This is a genomic window from Agrococcus sp. BE272 (genome assembly GCF_031457935.1).
In the GTDB taxonomy this organism is placed as follows: domain Bacteria; phylum Actinomycetota; class Actinomycetes; order Actinomycetales; family Microbacteriaceae; genus Agrococcus; species Agrococcus sediminis.
Genome location: NZ_JAVDXL010000001.1, coordinates 403344 through 429328 on the forward strand (window position 1 = coordinate 403344; position 25985 = coordinate 429328).

Below are 25985 nucleotides of genomic sequence, written 5' to 3' on the forward strand. Positions count from 1 at the left end.
GGCTAGCGCTGGCCCTTGAAGAGGTTGCGGATCACGACGAACGAGACGCCGAGGATCGCGACCATCGCAAGGCCGAGCAGACCGAGGAAGAAGATCTCGAGGGCGACGACGGGGATTCCTGCCATGCGTCGATCCTAGCCCTCCCCCGGCGGACGCCCGGCCTACAGCGCCGTGAGCGGCACCAGGATCGCGCTCGCGAGCGCCAGCACCACGACCGAGCCGAAGACGGCCGCCGCGAGCCGGTCGACGAGGCCCGGCACCGTCGGTCCGCCGAGCTGGATCGCGAACGCGGTGAGCGTGCACACGCCCAGCACGATCGGCAGCCAGACGATGCCGTCGTCGGGCTGCAGCAGTGCCACGAGCACGGCGCCCACGGCAGCGAGCAGCCACACCGGCCACACGCTCGCCCATCGCCACGTCATGCCGCTCATTGTGTCGCAGGTCGGGCGGCGGCGCAGGCCGCACGCGGCGCTGGGTAGGATCGTGCTGGCAGGAGGCTGGATGGCGCACGTCGTGATCTTCACCCGCCGCGACCAGGGCGTGCTGCCGAGCATCGAGCTCCTCGAGCATCGCGTCACCACGCTCCCTGGCACCGCGGCCGCCGTCGCGCACGCCCCCGACGCCGACCTCACGATCGTCGACGGCGCGGTCGAGCTGGCCGCCGCCAAGGCGATCTGCCGCCTCCTCGACGGCGACTCGACGCCCGTGCTGCTCGTGCTGTCGGAGGGCGGCTTCACGGCCGTCACCGCCGACTGGGGCGTCGACGACATCGTGCTCGACTCCGCCGGTCCCGCCGAGCTCGAGGCGCGCATCCGCCTCGCCTCGTCGCGCCGCCACAAGGCCGGCCCGATCGTCACGAGCGGGCTCTCGATCGACGAGGCCAGCTACCAGGCGAAGGTCGACGGCAAGCCCATCGACCTCACCTACAAGGAGTTCGAGCTGCTGCGGTTCCTCGCCTCGCACCCGGCGCGCGTGTTCACCCGCGAGCAGCTGCTGAGCGAGGTATGGGGCTACGACTACTTCGGCGGCACCCGCACCGTCGACGTGCACGTGCGGCGGCTGCGCGCGAAGCTCGGCGACCTCGAGAGCGTCATCGGCACGGTGCGCGGCGTCGGCTACCGGTTCGAGCTGGTGGACGAGTGATCGTCGAGGTGCGGGCCCTCGCCGATGCGTGCGCGGCGCACGACGGCAGCCGGCCGTTCAACGACCAGGCGCTCGTCGAGCTCGAGCGCGGCGAGCGGCGCGTCGTCGGCGAGGCCGGCGCGCTCGCGGTCGTGAGCGACGCCGAGCGCGAGGTCGAGCTCGCCGTCGCGCCCGGGCTGCGCCGCCGGGGCCTCGGCCGCGCGCTCGCCGAGCGGGTCGCCGCCGAGCTCGACGGGTTCGATGCGTGGGCGCACGGCGACCTGCCCGGCGCGCGCGCCATCGCCGAGCGGCTCGGCATGACGCAGGTGCGCACGCTCCTGCAGCTGCGCGCGCCCGTGCCGGCCGGGGCCGACCGCCTGCCCGACGGGGTGCGTCCCTTCGAGCCCGCCGACGCATCCGCCCTCCTCGCGCTCAACGCCGCCGCCTTCGCCGATCACCCCGAGCAGGGCCGCATGTCGGCCGACGACCTCGCCGCGCGCAGGGCCGAGCCGTGGCACGACGACGCGAACCTCGTCGTCGCGCCCGGCGAGCAGGGCCTCGACGCGTTCGCGTGGGTCAAGCCCGACGGCGACGTCGCCGAGCTGTACGTGCTCGGCGTCTCGCCCGCGCGCCAGGGCGCGGGGCTCGGGGCGCGGATGCTCGAGGCCGCGTTCGTGCGCATGCGCGCGCTCGGCGCGGGCACGGCCCACCTCTACGTCGAGGGCGAGAACGCCGCGGCCCTCGCGCTCTACCGGGGTGCCGGCTTCGACCAATGGGCCATCGACGTGCGGTGGCACCGCGCGCCGTCCACCCGTCGTTGACACAATGGCGGCATGACTGACGTCACCGCCCCCGGCTCGGCCCCCGCGACCGACGAGCCGCCCCTCGAGCGCCGCACGCGCTCGCTCGAGGAGGAGCAGAGCTTCCACGACGCCAACGAGGCCGACTTCGACGACTACGACGACGAGTCGAGCTGGTCGGCCGAGATGCAGGGCACGCCCACCGACGACGGGCTGCCCGCCGACCGCTTCCTCGACCGCGAGCTGTCGTGGCTCGCCTTCAACGAGCGCGTGCTCGAGCTGGGCGAGGACCCGCGCGTGCCGCTGCTCGAGCGCGCCAACTTCCTGGCGATCTTCGCCTCCAACCTCGACGAGTTCTTCATGGTGCGGGTGGCGGGCCTGAAGCGCCGCATCACGACCGGCCTCGCCGTGCCCACGAACGTCGGCATCGCCCCGCACGAGCTGCTCGACCAGATCGTGCACCGCGCGCACGAGCTGCAGCAGCGGCACGCGCGCGCGGCGCAGCAGTCGTTCGCGCCGGAGCTCGAGGCCGCCGGCATCAGCATCGTCACGTGGGGGCAGCTGAGCGACGCCGAGCGCGAGGCCATGTCGGCGCGCTTCGAGGCCGAGATCTTCCCCGTCCTCATGCCCCTCGCGGTCGACCCCGCGCATCCGTTCCCCTACATCTCGGGACTCTCGCTCAACCTCGCCGTGCGCGTGCGCGTGCCCGACGAGGAGGAGGAGCAGTTCGCGCGCCTCAAGGTGCCCGCGGTGCTGCCCCGCTTCGTCGAGCTCTCGCGCGGCGGAGACGGCTCGCAGCGCTTCCTGCCGCTCGAGGAGCTCATCGCCAACAACCTCGACGAGGTCTTCTCGGGCATGGAGATCGTCGAGCACCACGTCTTCCGCGTCACCCGCAACGAGGACGTCACGATCGACGAGGACGACACCGAGAACCTCATCAAGGCGCTCGAGCACGAGCTCTCGCGCCGCAAGTTCGGCCCGCCCATCCGCCTCGAGGTCGCCGAGGACATGGACGACGACACGCTCGACCTGCTCGTCGACGAGCTGGGCATCACCGACCGCGAGGTGTACCGGCTGCCCGGGCTGCTCGACCTCAGCGGCCTGTTCCAGCTCGCCGGCATCGACCGGCCCGACCTGCACTACACGAAGCGCGTGCCCGTCACCGCGCCCTCGTTCCTCCCCGGCGAGCAGGACGACCAGCCCGACCTCTTCCAGGCGATCACGCGCAAGGACGTGCTCGTGCACCACCCGTACGAGTCGTTCGCGACGAGCGTGCAGGCGCTGCTCGAGCAGGCGGCCGACGACCCCGACGTGCTCGCCATCAAGCAGACGCTCTACCGCACCTCCGGCGACTCCCCCGTCGTCGCGGCGCTCATCCGCGCGGCCGCCGCCGGCAAGCAGGTGCTCGCGCTCGTCGAGGTGAAGGCGCGCTTCGACGAGCAGGCCAACATCCGCTGGGCGCGCCAGCTCGAGCGCGCCGGCGTGCACGTCGTCTACGGCATCGTCGGGCTCAAGACGCACTGCAAGCTCATGATGATCGTGCGGCGCGAGAACGGCCGGCTGCGGCACTACTGCCACATCGGCACCGGCAACTACAACCCGAAGACGAGCCGCATCTACGAGGACTTCGGGCTCTTCACCGACAACGACCAGGTCGGCCGCGACATCACCCGGCTGTTCAACGAGCTCTCGGGCTACGCGAAGGAGAAGTCGTTCCAGCGGCTGCTCGTCGCGCCCCGGCACCTGCGGAAGGGGCTGCTGCAGCGCATCGAGCGCGAGACCGCCGCCGCCACCGCCGGCCGCACCGCGCGCATCCGCCTCAAGCTCAACTCCATCGTCGACGAGCAGGTCATCGACGCGCTCTACCGCGCGAGCCGTGCGGGCGTCGAGGTGCAGATCTGGGTGCGCGGCATCTGCTCGATCAAGCCGGGCGTGCCGGGGCTGAGCGAGAACATCGTCGTCCGCTCGATCGTCGGCCGCTACCTCGAGCACTCGCGCGTGTTCGCGTTCTGGAACGACGGCAGCGAGGAGGTCTTCATCGGCTCGGCCGACATGATGCACCGCAACCTCGACCGCCGGGTCGAGACGCTCATCCAGCTCACCTCGAGCGAGCACATGCGCGACATCTCGCAGCACTTCGACAAGGCGATGTCGCCCCAGACCGCCGCCTGGATCGCCGAGTCGGACGGCACGTGGACGCGCCGCTTCTACACCGAGGACGGCGCCCCGCTCGACGACCTGCACCGCGACCGCATGATCCAGATCCAGCGGCGGAAGCGGACGAACCGGTGACCGACCTGCCCGCGACGCCGGTGCTCGCCGCCGGCGCCGTGCTCTGGCGGCGCGTCGACGGCGAGGTGCTCGTGCTGCTCGTCGAGCGCACCCAGCACCGCGACCACTCGCTGCCGAAGGGCAAGCTCGACCCGGGCGAGACGCTGCCCGAGTGCGCGGCGCGCGAGATGCAGGAGGAGACCGGCCTCGCGATCGTGCTCGGCGCGCCGCTCGGCCACAGCGAGTACCGGCTGCCCGACGGCCGCGACAAGGTCGTCTACTACTGGCAGGCTTCCGTCGACGAGGAGGCCGTCGCGGCGTCGGCGTTCGCGCCGAACGACGAGATCCTCGAGCTCGAGTGGCTGCCGATCGCCGACGCGAAGGCGCGCTGCAGCTACCGGCACGACGTCGCGATCATCGAGCGGTTCGAGGAGCGCCTGGAGCGCGGCCACGAGCGCACGTTCCCGATCGTCGCGCTGCGGCACGCGAAGGCGGCGAGCCCGTTCTCCTGGGAGGGGGCGGATGCGTCGCGCACGCTCACGGAGCGGGGCGAGCGGCAGTCGCGGTCGATCGCGCCCGGCATCGCCGCCTTCGGCCCGGAGCGCATCGTCACCTCCGACGCCGTGCGCTGCCGGCAGACCGTCGAGCCGCTCGCGGCGCTCACGGGGCTCGAGCCCAAGGCGACGGCCGACATCAGCCAGGAGTCGCCCGTCGACCCGCGCGATGCGCTCGCGCGGCGCATCGGCAAGGCGGTGCGCAAGCGGCGCGGCACGGTGCTCTGCTCGCACGCGCCGATCATCCCCGAGATCGTGACCGCGGTCGTGCACGCGACGGATGCGCTGGAGTCGGAGCGCACGCACCGCGCGTCGATGCTGCACACGGCCGAGTTCACCGTGCTGCACGTGAGCGCCGGCGACGAGCCCGCGCTCGTGGCGCTCGAGACGCACTGCTCCCCCGAGCGCTGAGCCTCTCGCCACCGCTACCCCGCTCGTCGAGCAGGCGCCCGCCCCCACCCCGCTCGTCGAGTAGGCGCCGCACTCCCGCCACCCCACCGCTCGTCGAGTAGGCGCCGCAGGCGCCGTATCGAGACGAACCGGAACCGCACTTTCTCCACAGCCCCGACGCATCCGCGCCCCCGCGCCACCGCCAGAGCCGCACGATGACCCCCATGCCCTGGGTCTACCTCCTCCGCTGCAGCGACGGCTCCACCTACGTCGGCAGCACCTGGGACGTCGAGCGCCGCCTCGACCAGCATCAGCGCGGCGAGGGCGCTGCGTACACGAAGCGGCGACGGCCGGTCGAGCTGGCGTTCGCGCACTTCGACGACTCCATCGCAGCGTGCTTCGCGCTCGAGAAGCAGCTCCAGGGCTGGAGCAGGGCCAAGCGCGAGGCGCTGATCCGGGGCGACTTCGCAGCGATCTCGGCGAGCGCGAAGAAGCGCGACTGGGAGGGCTACCGCGAGCGCCGGCGGGCAGGAGGGCGGGTGGACGGGCCGCCTCCGGATGAGCCGGGCGCCGCATCGCCTCCGCTCGTCGAGTAGGCGCCGCATCTTCCCGCTCGTCGAGTAGGCGCCGCAGGCGCCGTATCGAGACGAACCCGCGCCGGTCTCGATACGGCCGCTGCGCGGCCTACTCGACCAACGGGGTGGGGGTCTCGATACGGCCGCTTCGCGGCCTACTCGACCAACGGGGGTGGGGGTCTCGATACGGCCGCTGCGCGGCCTACTCGACCAACGGGGTGGGGTCTCGATAGGGCCGCTGCGCGGCCTACTCGCCGACGGCGGCGGATCAGCCGAAGCGGCCCGAGACGTAGTCCTCCGTGGCCTGCACGGACGGGTTCGAGAACATCTTCGTGGTCTCGCCGAACTCGATGAGCTTGCCCGGCTTGCCGGTCCCCGCGATGTTGAAGAAGGCCGTCTTGTCGGAGACGCGGCTCGCCTGCTGCATGTTGTGGGTCACGATCACGATCGTGTACTCCTGCTTGAGCTCCTCGATGAGGTCCTCGATCGCGAGCGTCGAGATCGGGTCGAGCGCCGAGCACGGCTCGTCCATCAGCAGCACGTCGGGGCTGACGGCGATCGCGCGCGCGATGCACAGGCGCTGCTGCTGGCCGCCGGAGAGGCCCGAGCCCGGGATGTTGAGGCGGTCCTTCACCTCGTTCCAGAGGTTGGCGCCCCGCAGCGAGCGCTCCACCAGGTCGTCCTGGTCGCTCCTCGACATGCGGCGGTTGTTGAGCAGCACGCCGGCGAGCACGTTCTCGCGGATCGACATCGTCGGGAACGGGTTCGGGCGCTGGAAGACCATGCCGATCTGGCGGCGCACGTTGACCGGGTCGACGCCCGGGCCGTAGAGGTTGGCGCCGTCGAGCAGCACCTCGCCGTCGACCCACGCCCCCGCGATGACCTCGTGCATGCGGTTGAGCGTGCGGAGCACGGTCGACTTGCCGCAGCCGGAGGGCCCGATGAAGGCGGTCACGCTGCGGGGCTCGATCTCGACGGAGACGCCCTCCACCGCCTTGAAGCTGCCGTAGTAGACGTCGAGGTCGTTGACTTCGATGCGCTTGGACATGTCGGGATTACCTTCCGGCCTTCGGTGCGAAGAAGTGGGCGATGAGGCGCGCCAGCACGTTCAGCACCATGACGATGAGGATGAGCACGAGCGCGGCCGTCCAGGCGCGGTCGAAGTAGGCCTGCTCCTGCACGCCAGGGCTCACGTACTGGTTGTACGCGAACACCGGCAGCGTCATCATGCGGCCGTCGAACACGTTGTAGTTCATGTTCGTGGTGAAGCCGGCGATGATGAGCAGCGGCGCGGTCTCGCCGATGACTCGGGCGATGGCGAGCGTCACGCCCGTGACGATGCCGGCGAGCGCGGTGGGCAGCACGACCTTGGCGATCGTGAGCCACTTCGGCACGCCGAGCGCGAGCGACGCCTCGCGCAGGTCGTTGGGGACGAGCTTCAGCATCTCCTCGGTCGAGCGCACGACGGTCGGGATCATGAGCAGGCTGAGCGCCACCGCGCCGCCGAAGCCCGAGCGCACGCCCTCGCCCGCGAACAGCGCGAAGAGCGCGTACGCGAAGAGGCCGGCGACGATCGAGGGGATGCCGGTCATGACGTCGACGAAGAACGTGATCGCCTTCGACAGCGCGCCCTTGCCGTACTCGACGAGGTAGATCGCGGTGAAGATGCCGACGGGCACCGAGATGATCGCCGCCCAGAGCGTCACGAGCAGGGTGCCGATGATCGCGTGCAGCACGCCGCCGCCCTCGCCGACGATGTTGCGCATCGTCCAGGTGAAGAACGTCATGTCGAAGCGGGCCGCGCCGTTGATGACCACGGTGACGATGAGCGACACGAGCGGCACGAGCGCGAGCGCGAACGCGCCCACGACGACGCCGGTGACGAGCCGGTCGGTGGCCTTCCGGCCGCCCTCGATGAGCTGGCTGACGACGGTGATCGCGACGAGGTAGATGACGTAGCCGATGACGACGGTCGAGACGATGCTGAAGTCGGTGCCGGAGGCGCCCGCGACGAGGCCGGAGACGGCGGCGCCGATGAGCACCGCGACGCCGAGCAGCGCCCACGGGCCCCACGCGGGCAGTTGGCCCGCGGTGAGCGGGTTCGACGTCTCGCGGCGGGGAGCGGTCGTGGTGGTGGTCATGGCCTACCTCCCTCCGTCCACGGTCGTCTTCGCGATGATGATGCGCGAGACGGCGTTGACGATCAGCGTGATCGCGAAGAGCACGAGGCCGGAGCCGATGAGCATGTTGACGGTGAGCCCGTGCGCCTCGGGGAACCGCAGCGCGATGTTCGCGGCGATCGTCGAGGGGTTCTGCGAGCCGACGAGCACGAACGTGACGGCGCCGGAGGAGGCGAGCACCATCGCGACCGCCATCGTCTCGCCGAGCGCCCGGCCGAGGCCGAGGATCGAGGAGGCGATGATGCCGGAGCGCCCGTGCGGCAGCACCGCCATCGTGATCATCTCCCAGCGCGTCGCGCCGAGCGCGAGCGCCGCCTCCTCGTTGAGGCGCGGCGTCTGCAGGAAGATCTCGCGGCAGAGCGCGGTGATGATGGGCAGCACCATCACGGCCAGGACGATGGATGCGGTGAGCACGGTGCGGCCGGTGCCCGAGGCGGGCGGGCTGAACAGCGGCAGCCAGCCGAGGTTCTGCGCGAGCCAGGCGTAGGACGGCTGCAGGAACGGCGCGAGCACGGCGATGCCCCACAGCCCGTAGATGACCGAGGGGATGGCGGCGAGCAGGTCGACGAGGTAGCCGAGGCCCATCGCGAGCCGGCGCGGTGCGAAGTGCGTGATGAACAGCGCGATCGCGATCGCGACGGGCACCGCCATGAGCATCGCGAGGAACGCCGACCAGAGGGTGCCGAACGTGAGCGGCCACACCCAGGCGAGGAAGCTGTCGTCCTCGGGGAGCGGTCCGATGAGCGCCGGGACCGCCTGCGCGACGAGGAAGATCGCGACGCCCGCGAGGGCGACGAGGATCAGCACGCCGGCGGTGGTGGAGACCGCCTTGAAGATGACGTCAGCCGGCCGGTTCGGCGCGGCTGCGCGCGACGCGGGCGGTGCTGCGGTGGTCATGGGGCTCCCAGCGGGCTCGGGGACGGACCAGGGCATGGAATCCGGCCGGGGCGAACGAGCGCCCCGGCCGGACGGTGCAGCCCGAAGGCTACGGAGTGATGATGCCAGTCTTACTGGATGGTGTCGATCACAGCCAGGACCTCGTCGCGCAGCGCGTCCGAGATCGGCGAGTTGCCGGCGTTTGCCTCTGCTGCCGACTGTCCCTCGGCCGAGACGATGTACGACAGGTACGCCTTCACGAGCTCGGCGGTCGCGTCGTCCTCGTAGTCGGTGCAGGCGATCGCGTACGAGATGAGCACGAGCGGGTAGACGCCCGCCTCGGTCGTCGTGCGGTCGAGCTCGACGGCGATGTCGCCCTCGTGGCGGTCCTCGATGCGCGGCGACGCGTCGACCGCAGCGGCGGCGGCCTCGGCCGAGAACGGCACGAACTCCTCGCCGACCTGCAGCGCGACCGTGCCGAGCCCACCGGCGCGCGACGCGTCGGCGTAGCCGATCGTGTTGGTGCCGTTGGTGACCGCGTCGACGACGCCCGAGGTGCCCTGGGCACCCTCGCCGCCGTAGGCCCACGTCTCGAAGACGCCCTCGGTCCAGACGTCGGGAGCCGTCGCGGCGAGGTACTCGGTGAAGTTCTCGGTGGTGCCCGAGTCGTCCGAGCGGTGCACGGCGGTGATCGGGGCGTCGGGCAGCGTCACGTCGGGGTTCAGCTCGGCGATGGCCGGGTCGTTCCAGTTGGTGATCTGGTCGGAGAAGATGCCGGCGATCGTCGCGGCGTCCATGTTGAGCGACTCGACGCCCTCGACGTTGAAGATGACCGCGATCGGGGAGATGTAGACGGGCAGGTCGACCGGGAGCGTGTCGGGCACGCAGGCGCCGAAGGTCCCCTCGAGCTCGTCGTCGCCGAGGATCGCGTCGGAGCCGGCGAAGCCGACGCCACCGGCGATGAACTGCTCGCGGCCCGCGCCGGAGCCGGCGGGGTCGTACGTGACGTTGACGTCGGGGTTGGCCGTCTGGAAGCCCGCGATCCAAGCCTCCTGCGCAGCACCCATCGACGAGGCGCCAGCGCCCGCGAGGTCGCCCGAGAGGGTCGACTCGGCGGCGGGGGTCTCGCCGGCGGTCGGCTCGGTGGCGGCGGGCTCGTTGGCGGCGCAGGACGAGAGCAGGAGCGCGCCCGCTGCGGCGACGACCGCAGCGCGGCCGAGCTTCGTGAACTTCACAGTGTTCCCTTTCGGAAAGTGTCGGTGCGGGGGCTGAGGCTCCCCGTGACTGGGCGCACGATCGCGCGCCGAGGACCACGGTAGGCAGACCGGGTGGCGACGAGGCTCCGCGAAGGTGAACAGCGGGTGAACGCGGCCGCAGGGTTCCGGGCATGAGAGTGCCGGACCGCGAAACGCCTCTCGGCGGAAAGGCCGCTCGCAGCGGCGAATATTGGAGCCCGGGGTGACGCGGCCCGGCCTCACCAGGGTAGCGAGCCTCGGCGTGACACGCAGGCAGATGCGCTCCCCGCGAACGCGGCAGGGGCGCCCGGAACCCGGGCGCCCCTGCCGCTCAGCGGTCGGTCACTGCACGTCGATGACCGTGTCGGGCACGTCGGGCTCGCCGTAGACGGACCGGAAGATCAGCTGCGCGGGCGTGACGCCCTCGGGCAGCTGCACGGCCGCGCGCGCACCGGTGAACGACTGCGTGTCGGCGTAGAAGATGTCGTCCTCGGCGGTCGCGGTGCCGATCGTGTCGGCCCAGTCGTACTGCTCGCCGTCGCTGCCGACGACGATGATGTCGAAGCAGCCGGTGAAGTCGAGGCTCCCCTCGAGGTGCTCGCCGTCGATGACGATGCCGATGAACGCGGTGCCGGGCTCGGGCTCGGCGAACTCCATCGGCGGATCGGCCTCGACCGCGACGACCGAGAAGGTCCACACGTCGCCGAGGCCGTCGTCGACGGTGAACTCCTCGCCCGCGACCTGGCCTCCGGTGCCGGGCTCGGCGGTCGCGCCGGGCTCGGTCGACTCGGTCGGCTGCATGGGGTCGCCCGGCTCGACGGGCGCCGTGGGCGCGGCGGGGACGGCCGGCGGCAGCGGGATGCAGCCGGTGAGGGCGAGCGCGCCCGCGGTGAGGATGATCGCTGCGGCGAGGGTGCGGCGTGCCATGTCGTGCTCCTTGGTCGGACGCCGGCGCCCGTGCGCCGACCCGGCCGTCAGCCTATGACGGATCCTCATCGGCGACGCTGAGGCTGTGCACAGGCGCGCCGCGCGGCTCAGACGAGGCTCTCCGAGCGCCACATGCGCGCGCAGACCTGCAGGTCGCCCGCGATGTCGGCGAGCGACGCCGCCATGCGGGTGCGCTCGCCCGCGCGCTCCGGATGCATCGCCTCGTCCCGGTGGGCGGCCTCCACGGCGCCGGCGGCCGTCACCGTCGCGAACGCGGCGGCGCGCTCGAGCGCGAGCGCGAAGTCCCCGGCGAAGACGCCGCGGAGGATCGTCTCGGTGAGCGCCCGGAGCTCCGCGGGGCTCGCCGGTGCCGGCACCCCCGCGACGACCGGCGCGGCCGTGTGGAGCGCATCCGCCCCCTCCTGGTAGAGCGCGGCCGCCTCGGGCGCGCGCTGCGTGACGAGGGCGTGCAGCAGGTTCACCCGCCACAGCGCCCCCGGCAGCGAGTGCGGCCGGGCCTGCGACCAGAGCTCGGCGACCGTGTCGATGCCGTCCTCGCGCGCGACGCGCAGGATGCGCTCGACGACGCCCGGGTCGGCGCCGCTGCGCACGCGCGCGAGGAGCGCCTGCGCCGTCTCGCTCGCCAGCTGCAGCCGCACCGCGGGGTCGACGTCGCCCTCGACGCGGTCGAACCAGTCGTTCGAGAAGAACGTGGGGCGGGTGAAGTCGTCAGCCATCCGCCCCATCATCCCGGATGCGCCGGTCGGCGTCAGCCGGTGAAGTCCCAGACGCCGCCCTGGTCGGTCGTGACCCGCACGTGGTTCAGCTCGACGGTGTCGGGGATGTGGAAGATGCCGACGCCGTCGACGAACGACGGCTCGGTGCCGGTGGTGAACAGGTCGCCCTCGGCGTAGTAGTTCGATGCGGAGCTCAGCCCGTACTGCGAGCCGGTCGCGTCGTCGACGATGTAGATGTGGAAGGCGTGGAAGAAGTCGGCCTCGTCGCCCTCGAGCATCTCGCCCGACACGAGCACCTCGACGAGCTGCTTGCCCGGCTCCGCCGCGTCGCCCGCCGCGTCGGTCTCGACGACCGCGATGTCGGTCACCTCGAAGCTCCAGACCGAGCCGTCCTGGCCCTCGGCGGTGATCTCGTAGGGGCCCTCGGCCGGCGCGGCGGTGTCGCTCGGCGCCGCGGTCTCGGTCGCCTCGGGCGACTCGCTCGGCACCGGCTGCGCCTGGGTCTCGGTGGGCTGCGGCGGCGCGGCCGGCGGCTGCGGCACGCACCCGACGGTGAGCATGGCGGCGGCGGCGCCGACGAGCAGCGCGAGCGCGGGGCGGCGGAGGGACGGGGTCATGGCGGCTCCTCGAGTGGCGGTCCTGCGAGCACGATAGGCGGCGAGGCTGGACGCGCGCCGCACCCTCAGGCCGTGTCGCCCGCCGCCCGCGGCGCATCCGCGACGATCGCCGGCGGCAGCTTCGGCGCGAGCCGGTGCCACAGCTCGATGAGCACGCTCGCGACGAGGCCGAGGCCGATCGCGCCGAGCAGCAGGTCGGGCCCCGGCGGCCGGAACTCGAAGAAGTCGCGGATGGGCGGCAGCAGCACCGCGACCACGAGCGACGCGGCCATGACCGCGACGATCGCCGCCCGCGTGGGCGTGAACGGCCGGCAGGCGATGCCGAGCACCCACAGCCCGCAGACGGTGAGCGTGATCACCGCCGCGGTCTGCACCTGCCGCTCGTCGGCGCCGGCGGCGCGGCCGAGGAGGGTCGTCGCGAGGATCGCGAGCGCCACCGTCACCCCCGACGGCACGGTGAAGCGCAGGCTGCGGAACAGGAAGCCGGGCACGTAGCGGGTCGCGGCCGGCATGAGCGCGAGGAAGAAGGCGGGGATGCCGATGGTGAGCCCGTCGGTCGCCGACAGCTGCCGCGGCAGGAACGGGTACTGCAGCAGCAGCGCCCCGAACAGCAGCGCCATCGTGAACGCGTACGTCGTCTTCGTCAGGAAGATCCGCGAGACGCGCTCGATGTTGGCGATCACCTGCCGCCCCTCGGCGACCACGCGCGGCAGGTGCGAGAAGCGCCCGTCGAGCAGCACGAGCCGAGCGACGGCCTTCGTCGCGGGCGCGCCGGATCCCATCGCGATGCCGAGGTCGGCGGTCTTGAGCGCGAGCGCGTCGTTGACGCCGTCGCCGGTCATGGCGACCGTGCGGCCCATCGACTGCAGCGCCTCGACGATGCCGCGCTTCTGCCCCGGCGTGACGCGCCCCAGCACCCGGTGCTCGGCGAGCACCGCCGCGAGCGCCGCGGGCTCCGCCGGCAGCTGCCGCGCGTCGAAGGCGTCGCCGGGCAGGTCGACCCCCACCTGGCGCGCGACCGCGCCGACGGTGCGCGGGTGGTCGCCCGAGAGGATGCGCACCTCCACCCCCTGCGCGCGGAAGTAGTCGAGGGTCAGGGCTGCGTCGTGCCGCACGTGCTCGCCGAACGCGAGCACCGCGACCGGCCGCGCCTCGGGCAGCTCCTGCCGCTCCGCCTCCTCGGGGGAGATCGGATGCGGTGCGTGCGCGAGCACGAGGGCGCGGCGTCCGCCGGCGGCGATCTCGAGCGCGCGCGCGGCGACGGCCGGGTGCGCCGCCTCGTCGCCGACGACCGACTCGGGGGCGCCCAGGATCCAGGTGCCGCGCATCCGCCCGGCGGCGAACGCGACGGCGCTCCGACGGCGCGCGGAGGAGAAGCCGATGACGGCGCTCGCGCGATCGGCGGGCCTCGGCAGCGCGGGGGCGATCGCCTTCGCGGTGGCGTTGGCGCTCTCGTCGTGCCCGAACCAGGCGAGCGCGTCGAGCCACGCGCCCGACGCGTGCCCGAGGTCGTCCGGGGTCAGCGCATCCCCGGGGCTCCCGTCGTCGCCGACCGGCGCGACCGAGAGCAGCTCGACGTCGCCCTCGGTGAGGGTGCCGGTCTTGTCGAGGCAGATGACGTCGACGCGCGCGAGCCCCTCGACGGCGGCGAGCTCCTGCACGAGCACCTGCCGGCGGGCGAGCTTCACGGCGGCGACGGCGAAGGCGATCGACGTCATGAGGATGAGGCCCTGCGGCACCGAGGCCGAGATCGCGGCGGTCGCGAGCACGACCGCGTCCTGCCAGGCGCCGCTCTCGATCGCCGCGGCCCAGCCGCCGCGCGCCTGCATCTGGCCGTGGAGCACGATCGCGATGAGCGGCACGAGCGCGATCGATATCCAGCGCACCACCCGGTCGAGCGCCGCGCGCAGCTCGGAGTGCACGAGCGAGAAGCGGCGCGCCTCGGCGGTGAGGCGAGCCGCGAAGGAGTCGCCGCCGACGCTCGTGAGCTGCACGGCGGCCGAGCCCGCCGAGACGGCCGAGCCCGAGAGCACGCCGTCGCCGACGTGCTTGAGCTGCGGCTCCGACTCGCCGGTCAGCAGCGACTCGTCGACGTCGATGCCCTCGGTCGCGACGATCACGCCGTCGGCGGGCACCTGGTCGCCGAGGCGCAGCAGCAGGATGTCGTCCTGCACGAGCTGCTCCATGGCGACGTCGAGCCGCTCGCCGTCGCGCACCACCGTGCTGCGCTGCACGTGCAGCAGCGCGAGCGAGTCGAGCTTGCGCTTCGCGCCGTGCTCCTGCACGACGCCGATGACGACGTTCGAGATCGCCGCGAACGAGAAGAGCGCGTCCTGCCAGCGGCCGAGCAGCAGCAGCACCGCCGTGCAGACGGCGATCACGAGGTTGAACAGCGTGAACAGGTTGGCGCGCAGGATCGACATGAGCGTGCGGCTGGAGGCGTGCGCGAGCCGGTTCGCGCGCCCGTCGGCGACCCGCGCCGCGACCTCGGCCGCGGTCAGCCCGACCGCGGGATCGGTGGTCGTGAGCAGCCGCTGGCGCACGGGCTCGCCGGCGATCGCCGCAGCCGTCGCGTCGTCGGGCGACGACGAGCGCGCGGGTGTCTCGGCGGTCATGCGGCCTTCCTGGAGGGGCGGGTCGGGCCAACTCTGACGGATGCGCGCCATGCTCACCAGGGGGAGCGACCGGAATCATCCGCGCGGCCGACCCCCGCGCCGCTCGGTACGCTGGAGGGAGGGGCCTGTAGCTCAGTCGGTAGAGCGTCGGACTTTTAATCCGCTGGTCGTGGGTTCGAGCCCCACCGGGCCCACCAGATCGACAGAGCGTCCGACTCTTCATCCGCTGGTCGTGGGTTCGAGCCCCACCGGGCCCACCGCATCCGCTCGTCGTCAGCCGAACGCGACCTCGATCGTCGGGTTCGCCTCGATCACCTCGCGCACCCCGTCGCTCGAGAAGGCGTCGATGAGGGCCGCGGTCGCCTCCGAGTCCGCGTCCTCCTCGCGCACCACCAGGTGCAGCGCGAAGGTGTCGTCGAGCTCGGTGATGAGGCCGTCCTCCTCGGGGGTGAGGCCGAGGGCCGCGATGTGCGACGGCCACTGGAAGACCAGGTCGGCCTCCTCGTAGGCGGCGTTCAGCGACGAGATCGGCACCTGCAGGAACTCCAGCTGCTTCGCGTTCTCGGTGATGTCGTCGACCGTCGCCGCGTACGGGTCGACCGCCGGGTCGAGCGCGATGACGCCCTCGCTCGCGAGCAGCTCCAGGGCGCGGCCGGTGTTCGAGGCGTCGTCGGGGATCGCGACGGTCGCGCCGGTCGGGAGCGCGGCGATGTCGTCGAGCGTCTTCGAGTAGAACGCGATGACGAAGTTGTAGACGGGCTGCACCGCGGTGAGGGTGCCGTCGTTGGCCTCGTTGAAGAGCTCCATGTAGGGCACGTGCTGCGAGAAGTTCGCGTCGGCGTCGCCGGCGTCCACGATCGTGTTCGCGGTCACGTAGTCGGAGACCTCGACGAGCTCGATCTCGTAGCCCTCCTCGATGGCCTCGCCCGCGGCGAGCACGACGTCGGTCATCGGGCTCTGCACGGCGGCGACCTGGATCGTGACGGTCTCGGCGGCGGGCGCGCCGGACTCTGCGGCTTCCGGTGCCGACTGGGCGCTGCAGCCGGTGAGCAGCAGGGCGGCGGCGAGGGCGGGCGCGAGGGCGCGGGTCGAGGTGCGTCGCATGGATGCGTCTTCTTTCTTCGGGAGGGACTGGGTCGTGGGGAGGTCGAGGGGTGTCGGGGTGTGAGGGGGTGTGAGGCGCGGTCAGCGGTGGTCGAGGCGCACCGAGATGCGGTGGCCGACGGCCTGGATCGCCAGCACGACCACGACGATGACGGCGATCGTGAGGTACATGAGCGCGTCGTCGTACTCCTGGTAGCCGTAGCGCATCGCGAAGTCGCCGATGCCGCCGCCGCCGACGACGCCGAGCACCGTCGAGAACGACAGCAGGCTGATCGCCGCCGACGTCAGCGCGTAGAGCAGTCCGGAGCGCGCCTCGGGCAGCAGCACCCGGAACACCGCCTGCGGCAGCGTGGCGCCCATCGCGAGCGCCACCAGCGAGATGCCGGGCGGGATCTCCCGCAGGATCTGCTCGACCAGGCGAGCGTAGATCGCCACCGCCACGAAGCACAGCGGCAAAGTGGCCGCCTGCGTGCCGAAGCTGGTGCCCATGACGGCACGCGTGAAGGGGATGAGGAACACCACCAGCAGCAGGAACGGGAACGAGCGCACGACGTTGATGTACAGGTTGGCGATCGACCACACCGGGCGGTGCTCGGCGATGCCGCCGCGCTGCGTGAGGAACACCGTCATCCCGAGCGGCAGGCCGATCACGACCGCGGCGGCCAGGGAGACGACCATCATGTAGCCGGTCTCGGCGAGCGACTCGAGCAGGTCGGCGCCGTGCTCGGCGAGCAGGTCGGCGAGCCAGGTCATGCCTGCAGCTCCCGTCGTACCTGCTCGGCATAGCTCGGCAGCGACCGGTAGTCGCTCCGCGCCACCGTGAGCACCTCGCGCAGGGCGCCCCGCTCGAGCAGCGCCGCGCGATCGCAGATCGCCTTCACGACGTCGAGGTCGTGCGTGATGACGACGACGGTGGTGCCCAGCTCGTCGCGCGCCCTCGCGAGCACGCGCAGCACCTCGGCGGTCGTGGTCGTGTCGAGCGACGAGGTGGGCTCGTCGCACAGCAGCAGCGAGGGGCGGCCGACGAGCGCCCGGGCGAGGCCCACCCGCTGCCGCTCGCCGCCGCTCAGCTGCGCCGGGTAGTGGTGCGCGCGGTGGCCGAGCCCGACGAACTCGAGGATCTCCGCGACCGCCCGCGCCTCCTCCTGCCGCGACTGGCGCTGCGCCCGCGGTGCGAGCTGCAGCGGCAGCGCGACGTTCGCCGCCACCGTGCGGTTGCTGAGCAGGTGGATGCCCTGGAACACCACGCCGATGTCGCGGCGCAGCTCGCGCAGGCCGCGGCGGCCGAGCCCGCCGACGTCTCGGCCGGCGACGGTGACCGTGCCGGCGTCAGCGGTCGTGAGCCCGTTGACCAGTTGCAGCAGCGTCGACTTGCCTGCGCCGCTCTCGCCGATGACGCCGAAGATCTCGCCGCGGTCGATGCTGAGATCGACGGCGTCGAGCGCCGGGCGGGCGTCGTCACCGCGCCGGTAGCGCTTGGTGACGCCCGCGAGCGCGATGATCGCCGTGCCGCTCGCATGCATCAGCTCGTCCGCTCCCATTCCCCGCGGCACTCGCCGATCAGACTTCTTGTACTCAGGTCAACTATACCCGCAGCGGCGGCGCGCGGGTCCCCGCGAAGGCGTGCTGCCTGGCAGGGTGAGGGCGTGGAGAAGATCGATCTCAAGCGGCAGCTCGATGCCTACCGGGCGAAGCGGGGCGAGTTCCGCACCGTCGACGTGCCGCCGCTGCAATACCTGATGATCGACGGGCACGGCGATCCGAACGGCGCCCCGTTCGCCGAGGCGATCGCGTCGCTCTACCCGCTGGCGTACGCCCTGAAGTTCGCGAGCAAGCGCGAGCTGGCCCGCGACTACGCGGCGATGCCGCTCGAGGGGCTGTGGTCTGCGGCCGACCCGGCGTCGTTCACGACGGCCCGCGACAAGGCGCGGTGGGACTGGACGCTGCTCATGCTCGTGCCCGACTGGATCGACCGCGGGCTGCTCGCACAGGCGATGGATGCGGTGCGCAAGAAGGGCGCACCGGCGCGGTTCGATGACGTGCGGCTCGAGACGCTGGCCGAGGGCCGCTGCGTGCAGACGCTGCACGTGGGCGCCTTCGACGACGAGGGACCCGTGCTGGCGCGCATGCACGAGGAGTTCATCGCAGGCGCCGGACTGCGGATGACCGGCCGGCACCACGAGATCTACCTGAGCGACTTCCGCCGGGTCGAGCCCGCCCGCCGTCGCACCATCCTGCGGCAGCCGGTCGCGGCCGCCGAGCGCGGCACGGCGGCGGGGGCCGGCGCTCGCTGACGCGTCAGTCGACGCGGAGGATCGACCCGTCGGCGACCGCGACGTAGACCTCGAGCTCGTCGTCGAACTTCACCTGCCATGCCTGCCCGTCACCGTCGTCCTCGAACGTCGTTTCGTCGAGTGGCGCGCCGCCCGCCTCCGCAGCCGCGGCCTCGATCGCGTCGGCGAGCGAGATCCCTGCGGCGTCGAGCGCGGCGCGATCGTCGCCGTCGACCTCGTCGTCGCGCTCGGTCGACAGCACGGTGGCGCCGTCGCCGCTGACGTGCACGCTCACCTGCGTGGTGCCTTCGGCGAGCTCGACCTCCCACGAGCCGTCGTCGTCCTCGTCGTCGAGCTCGTAGGCGACCGCGCCCGTCTCGCGCTCGGCGAGGGCGATCGCGGCGAGCGCTCCCTCCATGCTCGCTGCGGCGCCGCCCGGGGTCGCCTCGGGCGACCCCGATGCACTCGCGCTGGGCAGCGCGTCACCGGTCGGAGCCGTGCCGGACGGCGCGGAGGGCGTGGCCGAGCCGCACGACGCGAGCGCGATGGTGGCGGCTGCGGCGAGCGTCAGCAGGAACGGCGTGCGCAGCTTCGAGTCGGTGATCATGCGGCCGACGCTGACGAGCGGCCGTGAGAACCCCGTGAGAGGAGCGTGAGACGAGGCTCAGGAGCCCACCCGTCAGAGGCCCGACCTGTCAGGAGTTGACCTGGCCGACCCGTCAGAAGCCGACCGGCGCGATGCCCCACTGGCCGCGCCAGGTCTCGCCGGGCTCGAGCCAGACGAGCCCCTGCCTGGAGTTCAGCGCGTTCGCCGGCGCGCTCATCGGCTCGACCGCGACGGCGTGCCGGGCCCCGTCGACGGCCGGGAAGTCGCGCGGCGTGAACACCACCGAGTACGGGAAGGCGGCGTCCTGCCAGAGCTCGACGCCCCGCCCCTGGTCGTCGACGAGCGACGCCGTCGCCACCCCGCCGACGAATTCGAGCCCCGCGTAGTTGTGGTCGACGTCGAGCTCCGCCAGGCGACGGCCGCCCCGCAGGTCGGGGGCCGACGCATCCATCGCATCGACGAGCGTCTCCTCCGTCGGGATCAGGTCGACCGCGTTGAAGACCCGCGCCGCGGGCACCGTGAGGGTGAGCTGGTCGGCGGGCGTCGCCCCGACCGCGAGGTACGGATGCGCGCCGCATGCCCAGGGAGCGCGCTCGGTGCCGCTGTTGATCGCCTCGTGCGTGACGGTGAGGCCGTCGTCGGTGAGCTCGTAGGCGACGAACGTGTCGACGAGGAACGGCCAGCCGGTCTGCGGGTAGATGGTCGCCTGCAGCAGCACCTTCGACTCGGTCTGCTCGAGCAGCCGGTAGGGCGAGAAGCGCAGCAGCCCGTGGCTGGCGTTGCCCTTGTCGCGCTCGGTGATGGGCAGCCGCTGCGTCTCGCCGTCGAGCTGCCAGTCGCCGCCGGCGACCCGGCCGCCCCACGGCGCGAGCACGATCCCCTGCCCCTTCGCCGGGCGCTTCTCCTCGGCGAACGGCTCGACGAGGTCGACGTCGTCGACGGTCAGCTCGCGGAGCGTCGCCGCCACCTCGGTGATCGTGGCGCGCAGGCGGCGCCCGTCGACGTCGCGGGTGATGGTGAACTGCTGTCCTGTGGGCGGGCGCATGGGGCGAGCCTAGGAGATGGCGTCCCGATCCCGCTCGTCCCGACCGCCGGCACCGGCGCCGGAACCGGCCTCTTCCCCGCCGCGCGGCGCGGATCTAGGCTTCGCGCCATGCACGGTCGGATCGTGGACGTGGTCGCCGACGTCCTCAACGAGCAGGACGTCGCGATGGCTCGGGCGCTGCTCGCGGAGGCGATGCTCGCCGACACCGACACCGAGATGGCCACGCGCGTGAGCGTGCGGGCGGGTCAGCCCGACGCGGTGCTGCGGATCCACGGCCACGGCTTCCGGCCGGCGGCCGAGCAGCTGCCGTGCGCGGCCGAGATCCGCGCGCACCCGCTCTACCGCTATCGGGCGCACACGGGCGACACCCGCCCCACGCGCCTCGAGGACGCGGTGCGCGCGGGATGGCTGCTCGGCGAGGCGACGCGGCGCGTGTTCGAGACGCTGCAGATCTCGGCGCACCAGGTGGAGGTGACGACCGCGCCCGGCCGCGAGTACGACGGCTGGACGCTCATCGCACCCAGCCCGATCCGGCGGCTGCAGCTGCGCCCGCTCGAGGAGCACGCGCGGCTGCTGCGCGGCCTCGACAGCCACATCGAGCTGCTGGCCCGCATGCGCGCCCTCGCGCCCGCCGTGCCCGCCGCCGACGCCCCGCTCCTCACCCCGCGCGAGCAGACGGTGCTCCACCTCATGCACGCGGGCCGCACCGCGGCGGCCATCGGCACGCACCTCGGCGTCTCGCCGCGCACGGTGCACAAGCACCAGGAGAACCTCTACCGCAAGCTCGGCGCCTGCGACCGGCTCGGCGCGGTGCTCGTCGGGCAGCGGACGGGTCTCCTCCCCTCCCCCGTCGCCGGGGAGGAGCCCGTCGCTGCCGGCGGCGCGCGCCGGGTCTAGGGCAGCTCGGCGGCGCAGGCCTCCACGCCCTCCATGAGCGCCATGCCGAGCACCTCGAACTGCGCCTCGCTCAGGTAGCTGAAGGGCATGTTGCCCTTGCCCTGGTAGGCGGCGCCGCTGCCGACGGTCGCCTTGGAGTGGATGAGCGGCTCCTGCGTCAGCCCCTCGTCGGCCATCCAGTCGGCGACGACCTCGTCGGCGACCCAGCCGCAGTCGGCCTGCAGCTCGGGCGGGATGATGAACATGGCGCCGAGGTCGCTGAGCGACACCCACGCCGTGCCGCCCTGGATGTGGTGCTGGTAGGCGGCGGCCGCCCACTGGTCGCGGTAGCAGTGGTGCGCTGAGGCCGCGGCGGCCCCGACCATGCTCATGGCGGCGGTGAGCGCGACGGCGGCCGTGGCGCGGCGCGCGAATGCGGCGCGGTTCATGTGTCCTCCTCGACAGTGCCGGGAGCTGGGGCGCCCCGGTTCCCCTCGATCATCGGCGCGCCGGGGCCGCGTGGGAATGCGCAGAGGTGCGTAGTCCCGAGCGGTGCCCCCGCCGGGATTCGAACCCGGACTGCGCGGAGTTTAAGTCCGCCGCCTCTGCCGGTTGGGCTACGGGGGCCGGGCCGCTGCCCGCTCCTACGGTACGCGGCACTCGCGTGCGGGAGCGGCGGAGCGGTTCCTGGGAGAACCGCTTCCCTCTGGGGGACAGGATCGGGTTACGATCCAGCCAGGGCCGACGCGGGCCGCGCTCGGCCATCCCTGGCAGAAGGAGAACGACATGCGAGCACGGGCGGGCGCGGCAGGCGCCATCGCAGCAGCACTGCTGCTGACCGGGTGCGGCGGCGGCGGGGCGGCGGCCGACGCGGACTTCACTGCGGACCCCACGGGCGCGATGACGGGATGGGGCTTCGAGAACACCGACGACGTCGGGCAGGCGCGCCTCGACCACGCGGCCTCGCAGCTGGAGGGCGTCGAGATCGAGCTCGACCAGACCGCGTTCGACGCGCAGAAGTTCACGACCCTCGCCGCCTCCGGCAACATGCCGGACGTGGTGCAGATCGACCGGCAGTTCGTGGCGACGTACGCGGCGCAGGGCCTCATCATGCCGCTCGACGAGTGCTTCGCGGCGCACGAGGTCGACGCGCAGCAGCGCTGGTACCCGCAGGTCGTGCAGGACGTCACGTGGCAGGACCAGGTGTGGGCGGTGCCGCAGTTCTACCAGCCGCCGCTCATCCTCACGAACACCCGCGTCATGGAGGAGGCCGGCGTCTCGGCCGACGACCTCGACCCGAGCGACCCCGAGGCGCTCATCGCGGCCGCCGAGGCGATGACGGTCTCCGAGGGCGGCTCGATCAGCCGCGTCGGCTTCGACCCGCAGGGCGTCTCGAAGGCGGCGATGTGGATGCTGTCGTTCGGCGGCGGCATCGTCGACGAGTCGGGCGCTCCCACGCTCGACCGCGAGGAGAACGTCGCGGCCGCGGAGTTCCTCATCGAGCTCTACGACGCGCAGGGCGGCTTCGCCGAGGTCACCGGCCTCGTCGAGTCGTTCGACATCTTCGGCGACGGCAACCCGTACGTGACCGACGGCGTCGGCGCCGCCGTGTTCGACCAGTGGTACGTCAACGTGCTCACGCCGTACGCCGAGCAGATCGAGATCGGCGCGGTGCCGATCAGGAACCAGGAGGGCCAGCCGTTCACGGCGACCGGCGGCTCGTCGTTCGTCATCCCCGCGAGCGCCGAGAACCCGTCGGCCGCGTGCGCGTGGGCGCTCGCGCTGACGGACCCCGAGGCGTGGCAGGCGGCCGCGGAGGCGCGTGCCGAGACGACCGAGGCGGAGCCCGAGCGGCTCGGCATCAACACCGGCCTCTTCACCGGCTCGCCCGAGAGCGACATGCAGATCCGCGACGAGTTCGCCTCTGCGGAGGGCTTCCCCGGCTTCGAGGAGGCGATCGAGGCGTACTACGCGGTCGCGGCGGAGGGCGCGTCGCTCGGCGGCTCGCCCGCCGGTCAGCAGATCCAGGGCGAGCTCGAGAACGCCATGCAGTCGGCGCTCCTCGGCGAGCGCTCGGCGCAGGAGGCGCTGACCGCGGCCCAGGAGGCCGCGCAGCGCGCGTACGACCAGGTCGCGGGCGGCTGACGCGGCGCTGGACGGAGCGACGGGGCGGAGGCGACTCCGCCCCGTCGTGCTGTCTGCGCCCGGGCCGCTCAGCCCTTGCGGCCGGAGGTCGCGAGGCCCTCGATGAACGAGCGCTGCCCGAAGGCGAACAGGATGAGCATCGGCAGCGTCACGATGAGCGCCGCGACCATCACGTACTGGTAGTCGCCGTGGCCGCCCGAGGTGGGGCTGTACTTCGTCATCGCGCTCGCGATGCCGAGCGGCACCGTGTAGGCCTCGGGGGATCCGGCGTTCAGGTAGATGAGCGCGCCCTGCAGGTTGTTCCAGCTGGCCTGGAACTCGAAGAGGAACACGATCACGAACGAGGGCACCGAGAGCGGGAAGGCGATCCGCCAGAACTGCCCCCACGCGCTCAGCCCGTCGATGCGCGCCGCCTCGAACAGCTCCTTCGGCAGGCTGAGGAAGAACTGGCGCTGCAGGAAGATGTAGAACGCGGAGCCGAAGAGGTTGGCGCCCCACAGCGGCACGTGGGTGCCGACGAAGCCGAGCTGGTTCCAGATGAGGAACTGCGGCACGAGGGTCACCGCGCCCGGCAGCATCATGGTCGCGAGCACGACGCCGAAGAGCACCTTGCGGCCGGGGAACCGGAAGTAGGCGAAGCCGAAGGCGACGAGCGAGCTCGACACCGTCACGAGCGCGGCGGCGAGCACGGCGATCAGCAGGCTGTTGCCGAGCCACGCCACGAGCGGCAGCTCGTCGAAGACCTGCACGTAGTTCTCGGGCTGCCAGGTCTGCGGGATGAGGCGGTTGTCGAAGACCTCGCCGCGCGGCTTGAAGCTCGCGGCCAGCAGCCACGCGAACGGGTAGAGGAACAGCGCGCTGCAGCCGAGCAGCAGGACCCATCGCACCGCCTCCCCCACGCGGCCGAGCGGCGAGAGCGCGGGACCGGGCCGGCGACGGCGCCGGCGGGGCGATGCGTCGGCCCGCTCGGCCGGCTCGGCCGGCTCGGGCGCGACGACGTGCGCCTCCTGGATCTGGCCTGGCTGGACGGGCGAGCTCATCGCGCCTCCTCGCTCTCGTAGTAGACGAACCGGTTGCCGACCCGCATCTGGATGAGCGAGATGACGAGGATGATGAGGAACAGCAGCCACGCCATGGCCGCCGCGAAGCCGAAGTTGAACTGCCGGAACGCCTGCTGGAAGAGGTAGATGGCGTAGAAGAGCGATGCGTCGGAGGAGCCCTGCACCGTGTCGCGGTGGAAGAGCAGGAACGCCTGGTCGAAGATCTGGAACGCCGCGATCGTGAGCACGAGCACGTTGAAGAAGATCGCCGGCGAGATCATCGGCAGCGTCACGTTCCAGAACCGCCGGAAGGCGCCCGCGCCGTCGAGCGAGGCCGCCTCGTAGAGGTCGGTCGGCACGTTCTGCAGCGCGGCGAGGAAGATGACCATCGTGCCCGCGACGCCCCACAGCGTCATGAGCACGATCGAGGGCTTGATCCACGCCGGGTCGAGCAGCCACTGCGGCCCGTCGATGCCGATCGCCGCGAGCCCGCGGTTGATGGCGCCCTGGCTGCCGTTCAGCAGCAGGAGGAAGACGGATGCCGTGGCCACCACCGGCGTCATCTTCGGCAGGTAGAAGATGGTGCGGAAGAGCCCCGCGCCGCGCCGCTGGCTGTTGAGCAGCAGCGCGAGCCCGAGCGCGAGCAGCACCTCGAGCGGCACGGCGAGCACCGCGTAGTACAGCGTGTTCGCGAGCGCCGTCATGACCTTCGGGTCCTCGACGAGCGCCTGGTAGTTCGAGAAGCCGGCCGGCCGGGCCGTGTCGGTCGCGAGCTGGTAGTGGCTGAACGAGATGACCAGGCTGTAGACCATCGCGCCGAGCGTGAACACGAGGAAGCCCACGATCCACGGCGAGATGAACAGGTAGCCGGCGATCGCCTCCCGCCGCTGCAGCTTGGTCATGCGCGGCTTCGCGCTCGTCGTCGACACCGTGCCTCCCTCGGATCGGGCGTCCCGGGCGGGCCGCTCCTCTCTGTGTACCCCACTTCTCCGAGAAGCGCACGAATCGCTTCTCGGCATGCCTCAGTCGAGCAGCGCCCGGAAGCGCCTCGGCAGCAGCACGTTCTCGCCCGCGCCGGCGAAGAGCGGCGCGATCTCCTCCGGGCGGTGCCCGGCGATGCCGCAGCCGAGCTCGGTGACGAGGAAGTCGAGCTCCGGATGCTCGGCGGCATAGCGCAGCAGGGTCGCGACCTCGTCGCGGATGGTGGCGAGCCCGCTCATCGTGTCGACCGCGTACGACTGCCCGTGGTGCCCGTGCCCCTCGCCCCACACGGCGCCGAAGCGCTCGTGCGCGAGGCGCGCCGCGCCGCCGTGGTGGGCGCCTGCGGCGTTGGAGCCGAAGACGAAGACCTCGTTGGGCTGGAGGGCGTCGATGCGGTCGGGCGAGGTGCGCATGCGGCCATCATGGCCCCTCGCGCCCCGGCGTAGGCTGACGCCATGACCGTCCACGAGCGCGCCACGATCATCCCGCTGCCGGGGCACGCGCCCCACCTGCCGAAGTCCGCGCTCGTGATGCCGGGCGCCGTGATCGCCGGCGCCGTCTCGCTGGGCGAGCGCGTCGGCGTCTGGCCCGGTGCGAGCCTCCGCGCCGAGGAGGAGCCGATCACGATCGGCGACGACTCGAACGTGCAGGACAGCTGCTCGCTGCACGTCGACCACGGCTCGCCGCTCAGGATCGGCGCGCGGGTGTCGATCGGGCACAACGCGGTCGTGCACGGCTGCACCGTCGAGGACGACGTGCTCATCGGCATGCACGCGACCGTGATGAACGGCGCCGTCATCGGCACCGGGTCGATCATCGCGGCCGGCGCGCTCGTCACCGAGGGCATCGTCATCCCCGACCACTCGCTCGTGGCGGGCGTGCCGGGCAAGGTGCGCCGCGAGACGACCGAGGACGAGCGGCGCGGCATCGCCCGCAACGCCGAGACGTACGCCAAGCGCATCCAGCTCTACGTCGACGCCATCCACGCGCACTGACCCGCCGGCGCCCTAGCGGG

28 protein-coding genes and 2 tRNA genes are annotated in these 25985 nt (G+C 72.3%); 10 read left to right on the forward strand and 20 right to left on the reverse strand.

Annotated features, from left to right (window positions below):
• Positions 1-2: 2 nt before the first annotated feature.
• Both J2X49_RS01915 and J2X49_RS01920 read right to left on the reverse strand, forming a co-directional pair.
• Positions 3-125, reverse strand: a complete 123-nt coding sequence (locus J2X49_RS01915) for a hypothetical protein (RefSeq protein ID WP_263970107.1) — start codon at positions 123-125, stop codon at positions 3-5.
• 36 nt (positions 126-161) lie between these two features.
• Positions 162-422, reverse strand: coding sequence for a hypothetical protein (locus J2X49_RS01920; protein WP_128190066.1), 261 nt, complete (start codon positions 420-422; stop codon positions 162-164).
• A 79-nt stretch (positions 423-501) separates the two neighbouring features.
• Between J2X49_RS01920 and J2X49_RS01925 the strand changes: the two genes are divergently transcribed.
• From J2X49_RS01925 to J2X49_RS01945, 5 genes are all read left to right on the forward strand, one after another.
• Positions 502-1143 carry a response regulator transcription factor gene (locus tag J2X49_RS01925; RefSeq protein ID WP_146355498.1) on the forward strand — a complete coding sequence of 214 codons (642 nt, stop codon included), beginning with the start codon at positions 502-504 and terminating at the stop codon, positions 1141-1143.
• Positions 1140-1943: a mycothiol synthase gene (gene mshD / locus J2X49_RS01930; protein ID WP_310121868.1), complete on the forward strand. Its 804-nt coding sequence runs from the start codon at positions 1140-1142 to the stop codon at positions 1941-1943. Before J2X49_RS01925 ends, mshD begins: the two co-directional genes overlap by 4 nt.
• A 12-nt stretch (positions 1944-1955) precedes the next feature.
• Positions 1956-4214, forward strand: a complete 2259-nt coding sequence (locus J2X49_RS01935; RefSeq protein ID WP_310121871.1) for an RNA degradosome polyphosphate kinase — start codon at positions 1956-1958, stop codon at positions 4212-4214.
• Entirely contained in the window at positions 4211-5158 is a 948-nt protein-coding gene (locus tag J2X49_RS01940; protein WP_310121873.1) for an NUDIX domain-containing protein, read from the forward strand. The genes J2X49_RS01935 and J2X49_RS01940 overlap by 4 nt, the downstream gene beginning before the upstream one ends.
• Positions 5159-5361: 203 nt before the next feature.
• The gene (locus J2X49_RS01945) at positions 5362-5733 is read left to right on the forward strand and encodes a GIY-YIG nuclease family protein (protein ID WP_310121876.1); all 372 of its coding nucleotides are present in this window, start codon (positions 5362-5364) and stop codon (positions 5731-5733) included.
• Positions 5734-5980: 247 nt separating this feature from the next.
• Here the strand turns inward: J2X49_RS01945 and pstB are convergent, their stop codons facing one another.
• The 8 genes from pstB to J2X49_RS01985 all read right to left on the reverse strand — a co-directional run bounded on the left by pstB (position 5981) and on the right by J2X49_RS01985 (position 14899).
• Positions 5981-6760, reverse strand: coding sequence for a phosphate ABC transporter ATP-binding protein PstB (gene pstB / locus J2X49_RS01950; protein WP_146355510.1), 780 nt, complete (start codon positions 6758-6760; stop codon positions 5981-5983).
• Positions 6761-6767: 7 nt separating this feature from the next.
• The gene (gene pstA, locus J2X49_RS01955) at positions 6768-7853 is read right to left on the reverse strand and encodes a phosphate ABC transporter permease PstA (RefSeq protein WP_310121881.1); all 1086 of its coding nucleotides are present in this window, start codon (positions 7851-7853) and stop codon (positions 6768-6770) included.
• A gap of 3 nt (positions 7854-7856) precedes the next feature.
• A complete protein-coding gene (gene pstC / locus J2X49_RS01960; protein WP_310121884.1) occupies positions 7857-8789 on the reverse strand; it encodes a phosphate ABC transporter permease subunit PstC in 933 nt (310 codons plus the stop codon).
• Positions 8790-8899: 110 nt separating this feature from the next.
• A complete protein-coding gene (locus J2X49_RS01965) occupies positions 8900-10003 on the reverse strand; it encodes a phosphate ABC transporter substrate-binding protein PstS (RefSeq protein WP_310121887.1) in 1104 nt (367 codons plus the stop codon).
• A gap of 342 nt (positions 10004-10345) precedes the next feature.
• Positions 10346-10930: a hypothetical protein gene (locus tag J2X49_RS01970; protein ID WP_310121890.1), complete on the reverse strand. Its 585-nt coding sequence runs from the start codon at positions 10928-10930 to the stop codon at positions 10346-10348.
• 107 nt (positions 10931-11037) lie between these two features.
• The gene (locus tag J2X49_RS01975) at positions 11038-11667 is read right to left on the reverse strand and encodes a DNA-directed RNA polymerase subunit beta (protein ID WP_310121895.1); all 630 of its coding nucleotides are present in this window, start codon (positions 11665-11667) and stop codon (positions 11038-11040) included.
• Between the two features lie 32 nt (positions 11668-11699).
• Positions 11700-12284 (reverse strand): hypothetical protein, encoded by a 585-nt coding sequence (locus tag J2X49_RS01980; protein ID WP_310121897.1) that lies wholly within the window; start codon positions 12282-12284, stop codon positions 11700-11702.
• Positions 12285-12349: 65 nt separating this feature from the next.
• Entirely contained in the window at positions 12350-14899 is a 2550-nt protein-coding gene (locus tag J2X49_RS01985) for an HAD-IC family P-type ATPase (RefSeq protein ID WP_310121899.1), read from the reverse strand.
• Positions 14900-15020: 121 nt separating this feature from the next.
• Here J2X49_RS01985 and J2X49_RS01990 point away from each other — a divergent pair.
• Positions 15021-15096, forward strand: a tRNA-Lys gene (locus J2X49_RS01990).
• A gap of 76 nt (positions 15097-15172) precedes the next feature.
• Here J2X49_RS01990 and J2X49_RS01995 read toward each other — a convergent pair.
• The 3 genes from J2X49_RS01995 to J2X49_RS02005 form a co-directional block, all read right to left on the reverse strand.
• The gene (locus tag J2X49_RS01995; RefSeq protein WP_310121901.1) at positions 15173-16003 is read right to left on the reverse strand and encodes a MetQ/NlpA family ABC transporter substrate-binding protein; all 831 of its coding nucleotides are present in this window, start codon (positions 16001-16003) and stop codon (positions 15173-15175) included.
• Positions 16004-16084: 81 nt separating this feature from the next.
• Entirely contained in the window at positions 16085-16756 is a 672-nt protein-coding gene (locus J2X49_RS02000; protein WP_310121903.1) for a methionine ABC transporter permease, read from the reverse strand.
• Positions 16753-17526: an ATP-binding cassette domain-containing protein gene (locus J2X49_RS02005; protein WP_310121905.1), complete on the reverse strand. Its 774-nt coding sequence runs from the start codon at positions 17524-17526 to the stop codon at positions 16753-16755. The genes J2X49_RS02000 and J2X49_RS02005 overlap by 4 nt, the downstream gene beginning before the upstream one ends.
• A 123-nt stretch (positions 17527-17649) precedes the next feature.
• Here J2X49_RS02005 and J2X49_RS02010 point away from each other — a divergent pair, with 123 nt between their 5' ends.
• Entirely contained in the window at positions 17650-18297 is a 648-nt protein-coding gene (locus J2X49_RS02010) for a GyrI-like domain-containing protein (protein WP_310121908.1), read from the forward strand.
• A 4-nt stretch (positions 18298-18301) separates the two neighbouring features.
• Here J2X49_RS02010 and J2X49_RS02015 read toward each other — a convergent pair whose 3' ends face one another.
• Together J2X49_RS02015 and J2X49_RS02020 are read right to left on the reverse strand one after the other, a co-directional pair.
• Positions 18302-18883 carry a PepSY domain-containing protein gene (locus J2X49_RS02015; RefSeq protein ID WP_310121911.1) on the reverse strand — a complete coding sequence of 194 codons (582 nt, stop codon included), beginning with the start codon at positions 18881-18883 and terminating at the stop codon, positions 18302-18304.
• Positions 18884-18995: 112 nt separating this feature from the next.
• Positions 18996-19928: an aldose 1-epimerase family protein gene (locus tag J2X49_RS02020; RefSeq protein WP_310121914.1), complete on the reverse strand. Its 933-nt coding sequence runs from the start codon at positions 19926-19928 to the stop codon at positions 18996-18998.
• 108 nt (positions 19929-20036) lie between these two features.
• Between J2X49_RS02020 and J2X49_RS02025 the strand changes: the two genes are divergently transcribed.
• Positions 20037-20825 carry a helix-turn-helix transcriptional regulator gene (locus tag J2X49_RS02025; RefSeq protein WP_310121917.1) on the forward strand — a complete coding sequence of 263 codons (789 nt, stop codon included), beginning with the start codon at positions 20037-20039 and terminating at the stop codon, positions 20823-20825.
• Here J2X49_RS02025 and J2X49_RS02030 read toward each other — a convergent pair.
• Together J2X49_RS02030 and J2X49_RS02035 are read right to left on the reverse strand one after the other, a co-directional pair.
• A complete protein-coding gene (locus J2X49_RS02030; protein ID WP_146355537.1) occupies positions 20822-21253 on the reverse strand; it encodes a hypothetical protein in 432 nt (143 codons plus the stop codon). The two genes, J2X49_RS02025 and J2X49_RS02030, sit on opposite strands and share 4 nt — an antisense overlap.
• 104 nt (positions 21254-21357) lie before the next feature.
• Positions 21358-21431: transfer RNA gene (locus J2X49_RS02035), tRNA-Leu, on the reverse strand.
• A 159-nt stretch (positions 21432-21590) separates the two neighbouring features.
• Between J2X49_RS02035 and J2X49_RS02040 the strand changes: the two genes are divergently transcribed.
• Complete coding sequence (locus J2X49_RS02040; protein WP_146355540.1) at positions 21591-22949, forward strand: extracellular solute-binding protein; 1359 nt, start codon at positions 21591-21593, stop codon at positions 22947-22949.
• Positions 22950-23017: 68 nt separating this feature from the next.
• On the opposite strand, the gene J2X49_RS02045 is transcribed toward J2X49_RS02040, so the two are convergent.
• The 3 genes from J2X49_RS02045 to J2X49_RS02055 all read right to left on the reverse strand — a co-directional run bounded on the left by J2X49_RS02045 (position 23018) and on the right by J2X49_RS02055 (position 25383).
• The gene (locus J2X49_RS02045) at positions 23018-23989 is read right to left on the reverse strand and encodes a carbohydrate ABC transporter permease (RefSeq protein WP_310121922.1); all 972 of its coding nucleotides are present in this window, start codon (positions 23987-23989) and stop codon (positions 23018-23020) included.
• Positions 23986-24891: a carbohydrate ABC transporter permease gene (locus tag J2X49_RS02050; protein ID WP_164877176.1), complete on the reverse strand. Its 906-nt coding sequence runs from the start codon at positions 24889-24891 to the stop codon at positions 23986-23988. Before J2X49_RS02050 ends, J2X49_RS02045 begins: the two co-directional genes overlap by 4 nt.
• Positions 24892-25011: 120 nt before the next feature.
• The gene (locus tag J2X49_RS02055; RefSeq protein ID WP_310121928.1) at positions 25012-25383 is read right to left on the reverse strand and encodes a hypothetical protein; all 372 of its coding nucleotides are present in this window, start codon (positions 25381-25383) and stop codon (positions 25012-25014) included.
• Positions 25384-25425: 42 nt separating this feature from the next.
• Here J2X49_RS02055 and J2X49_RS02060 point away from each other — a divergent pair, with 42 nt between their 5' ends.
• On the forward strand, positions 25426-25965 hold the full coding sequence (locus J2X49_RS02060; RefSeq protein ID WP_310121931.1) for a gamma carbonic anhydrase family protein: 540 nt from the start codon (positions 25426-25428) through the stop codon (positions 25963-25965).
• The last annotated feature ends 20 nt before the right edge of the window (positions 25966-25985 follow it).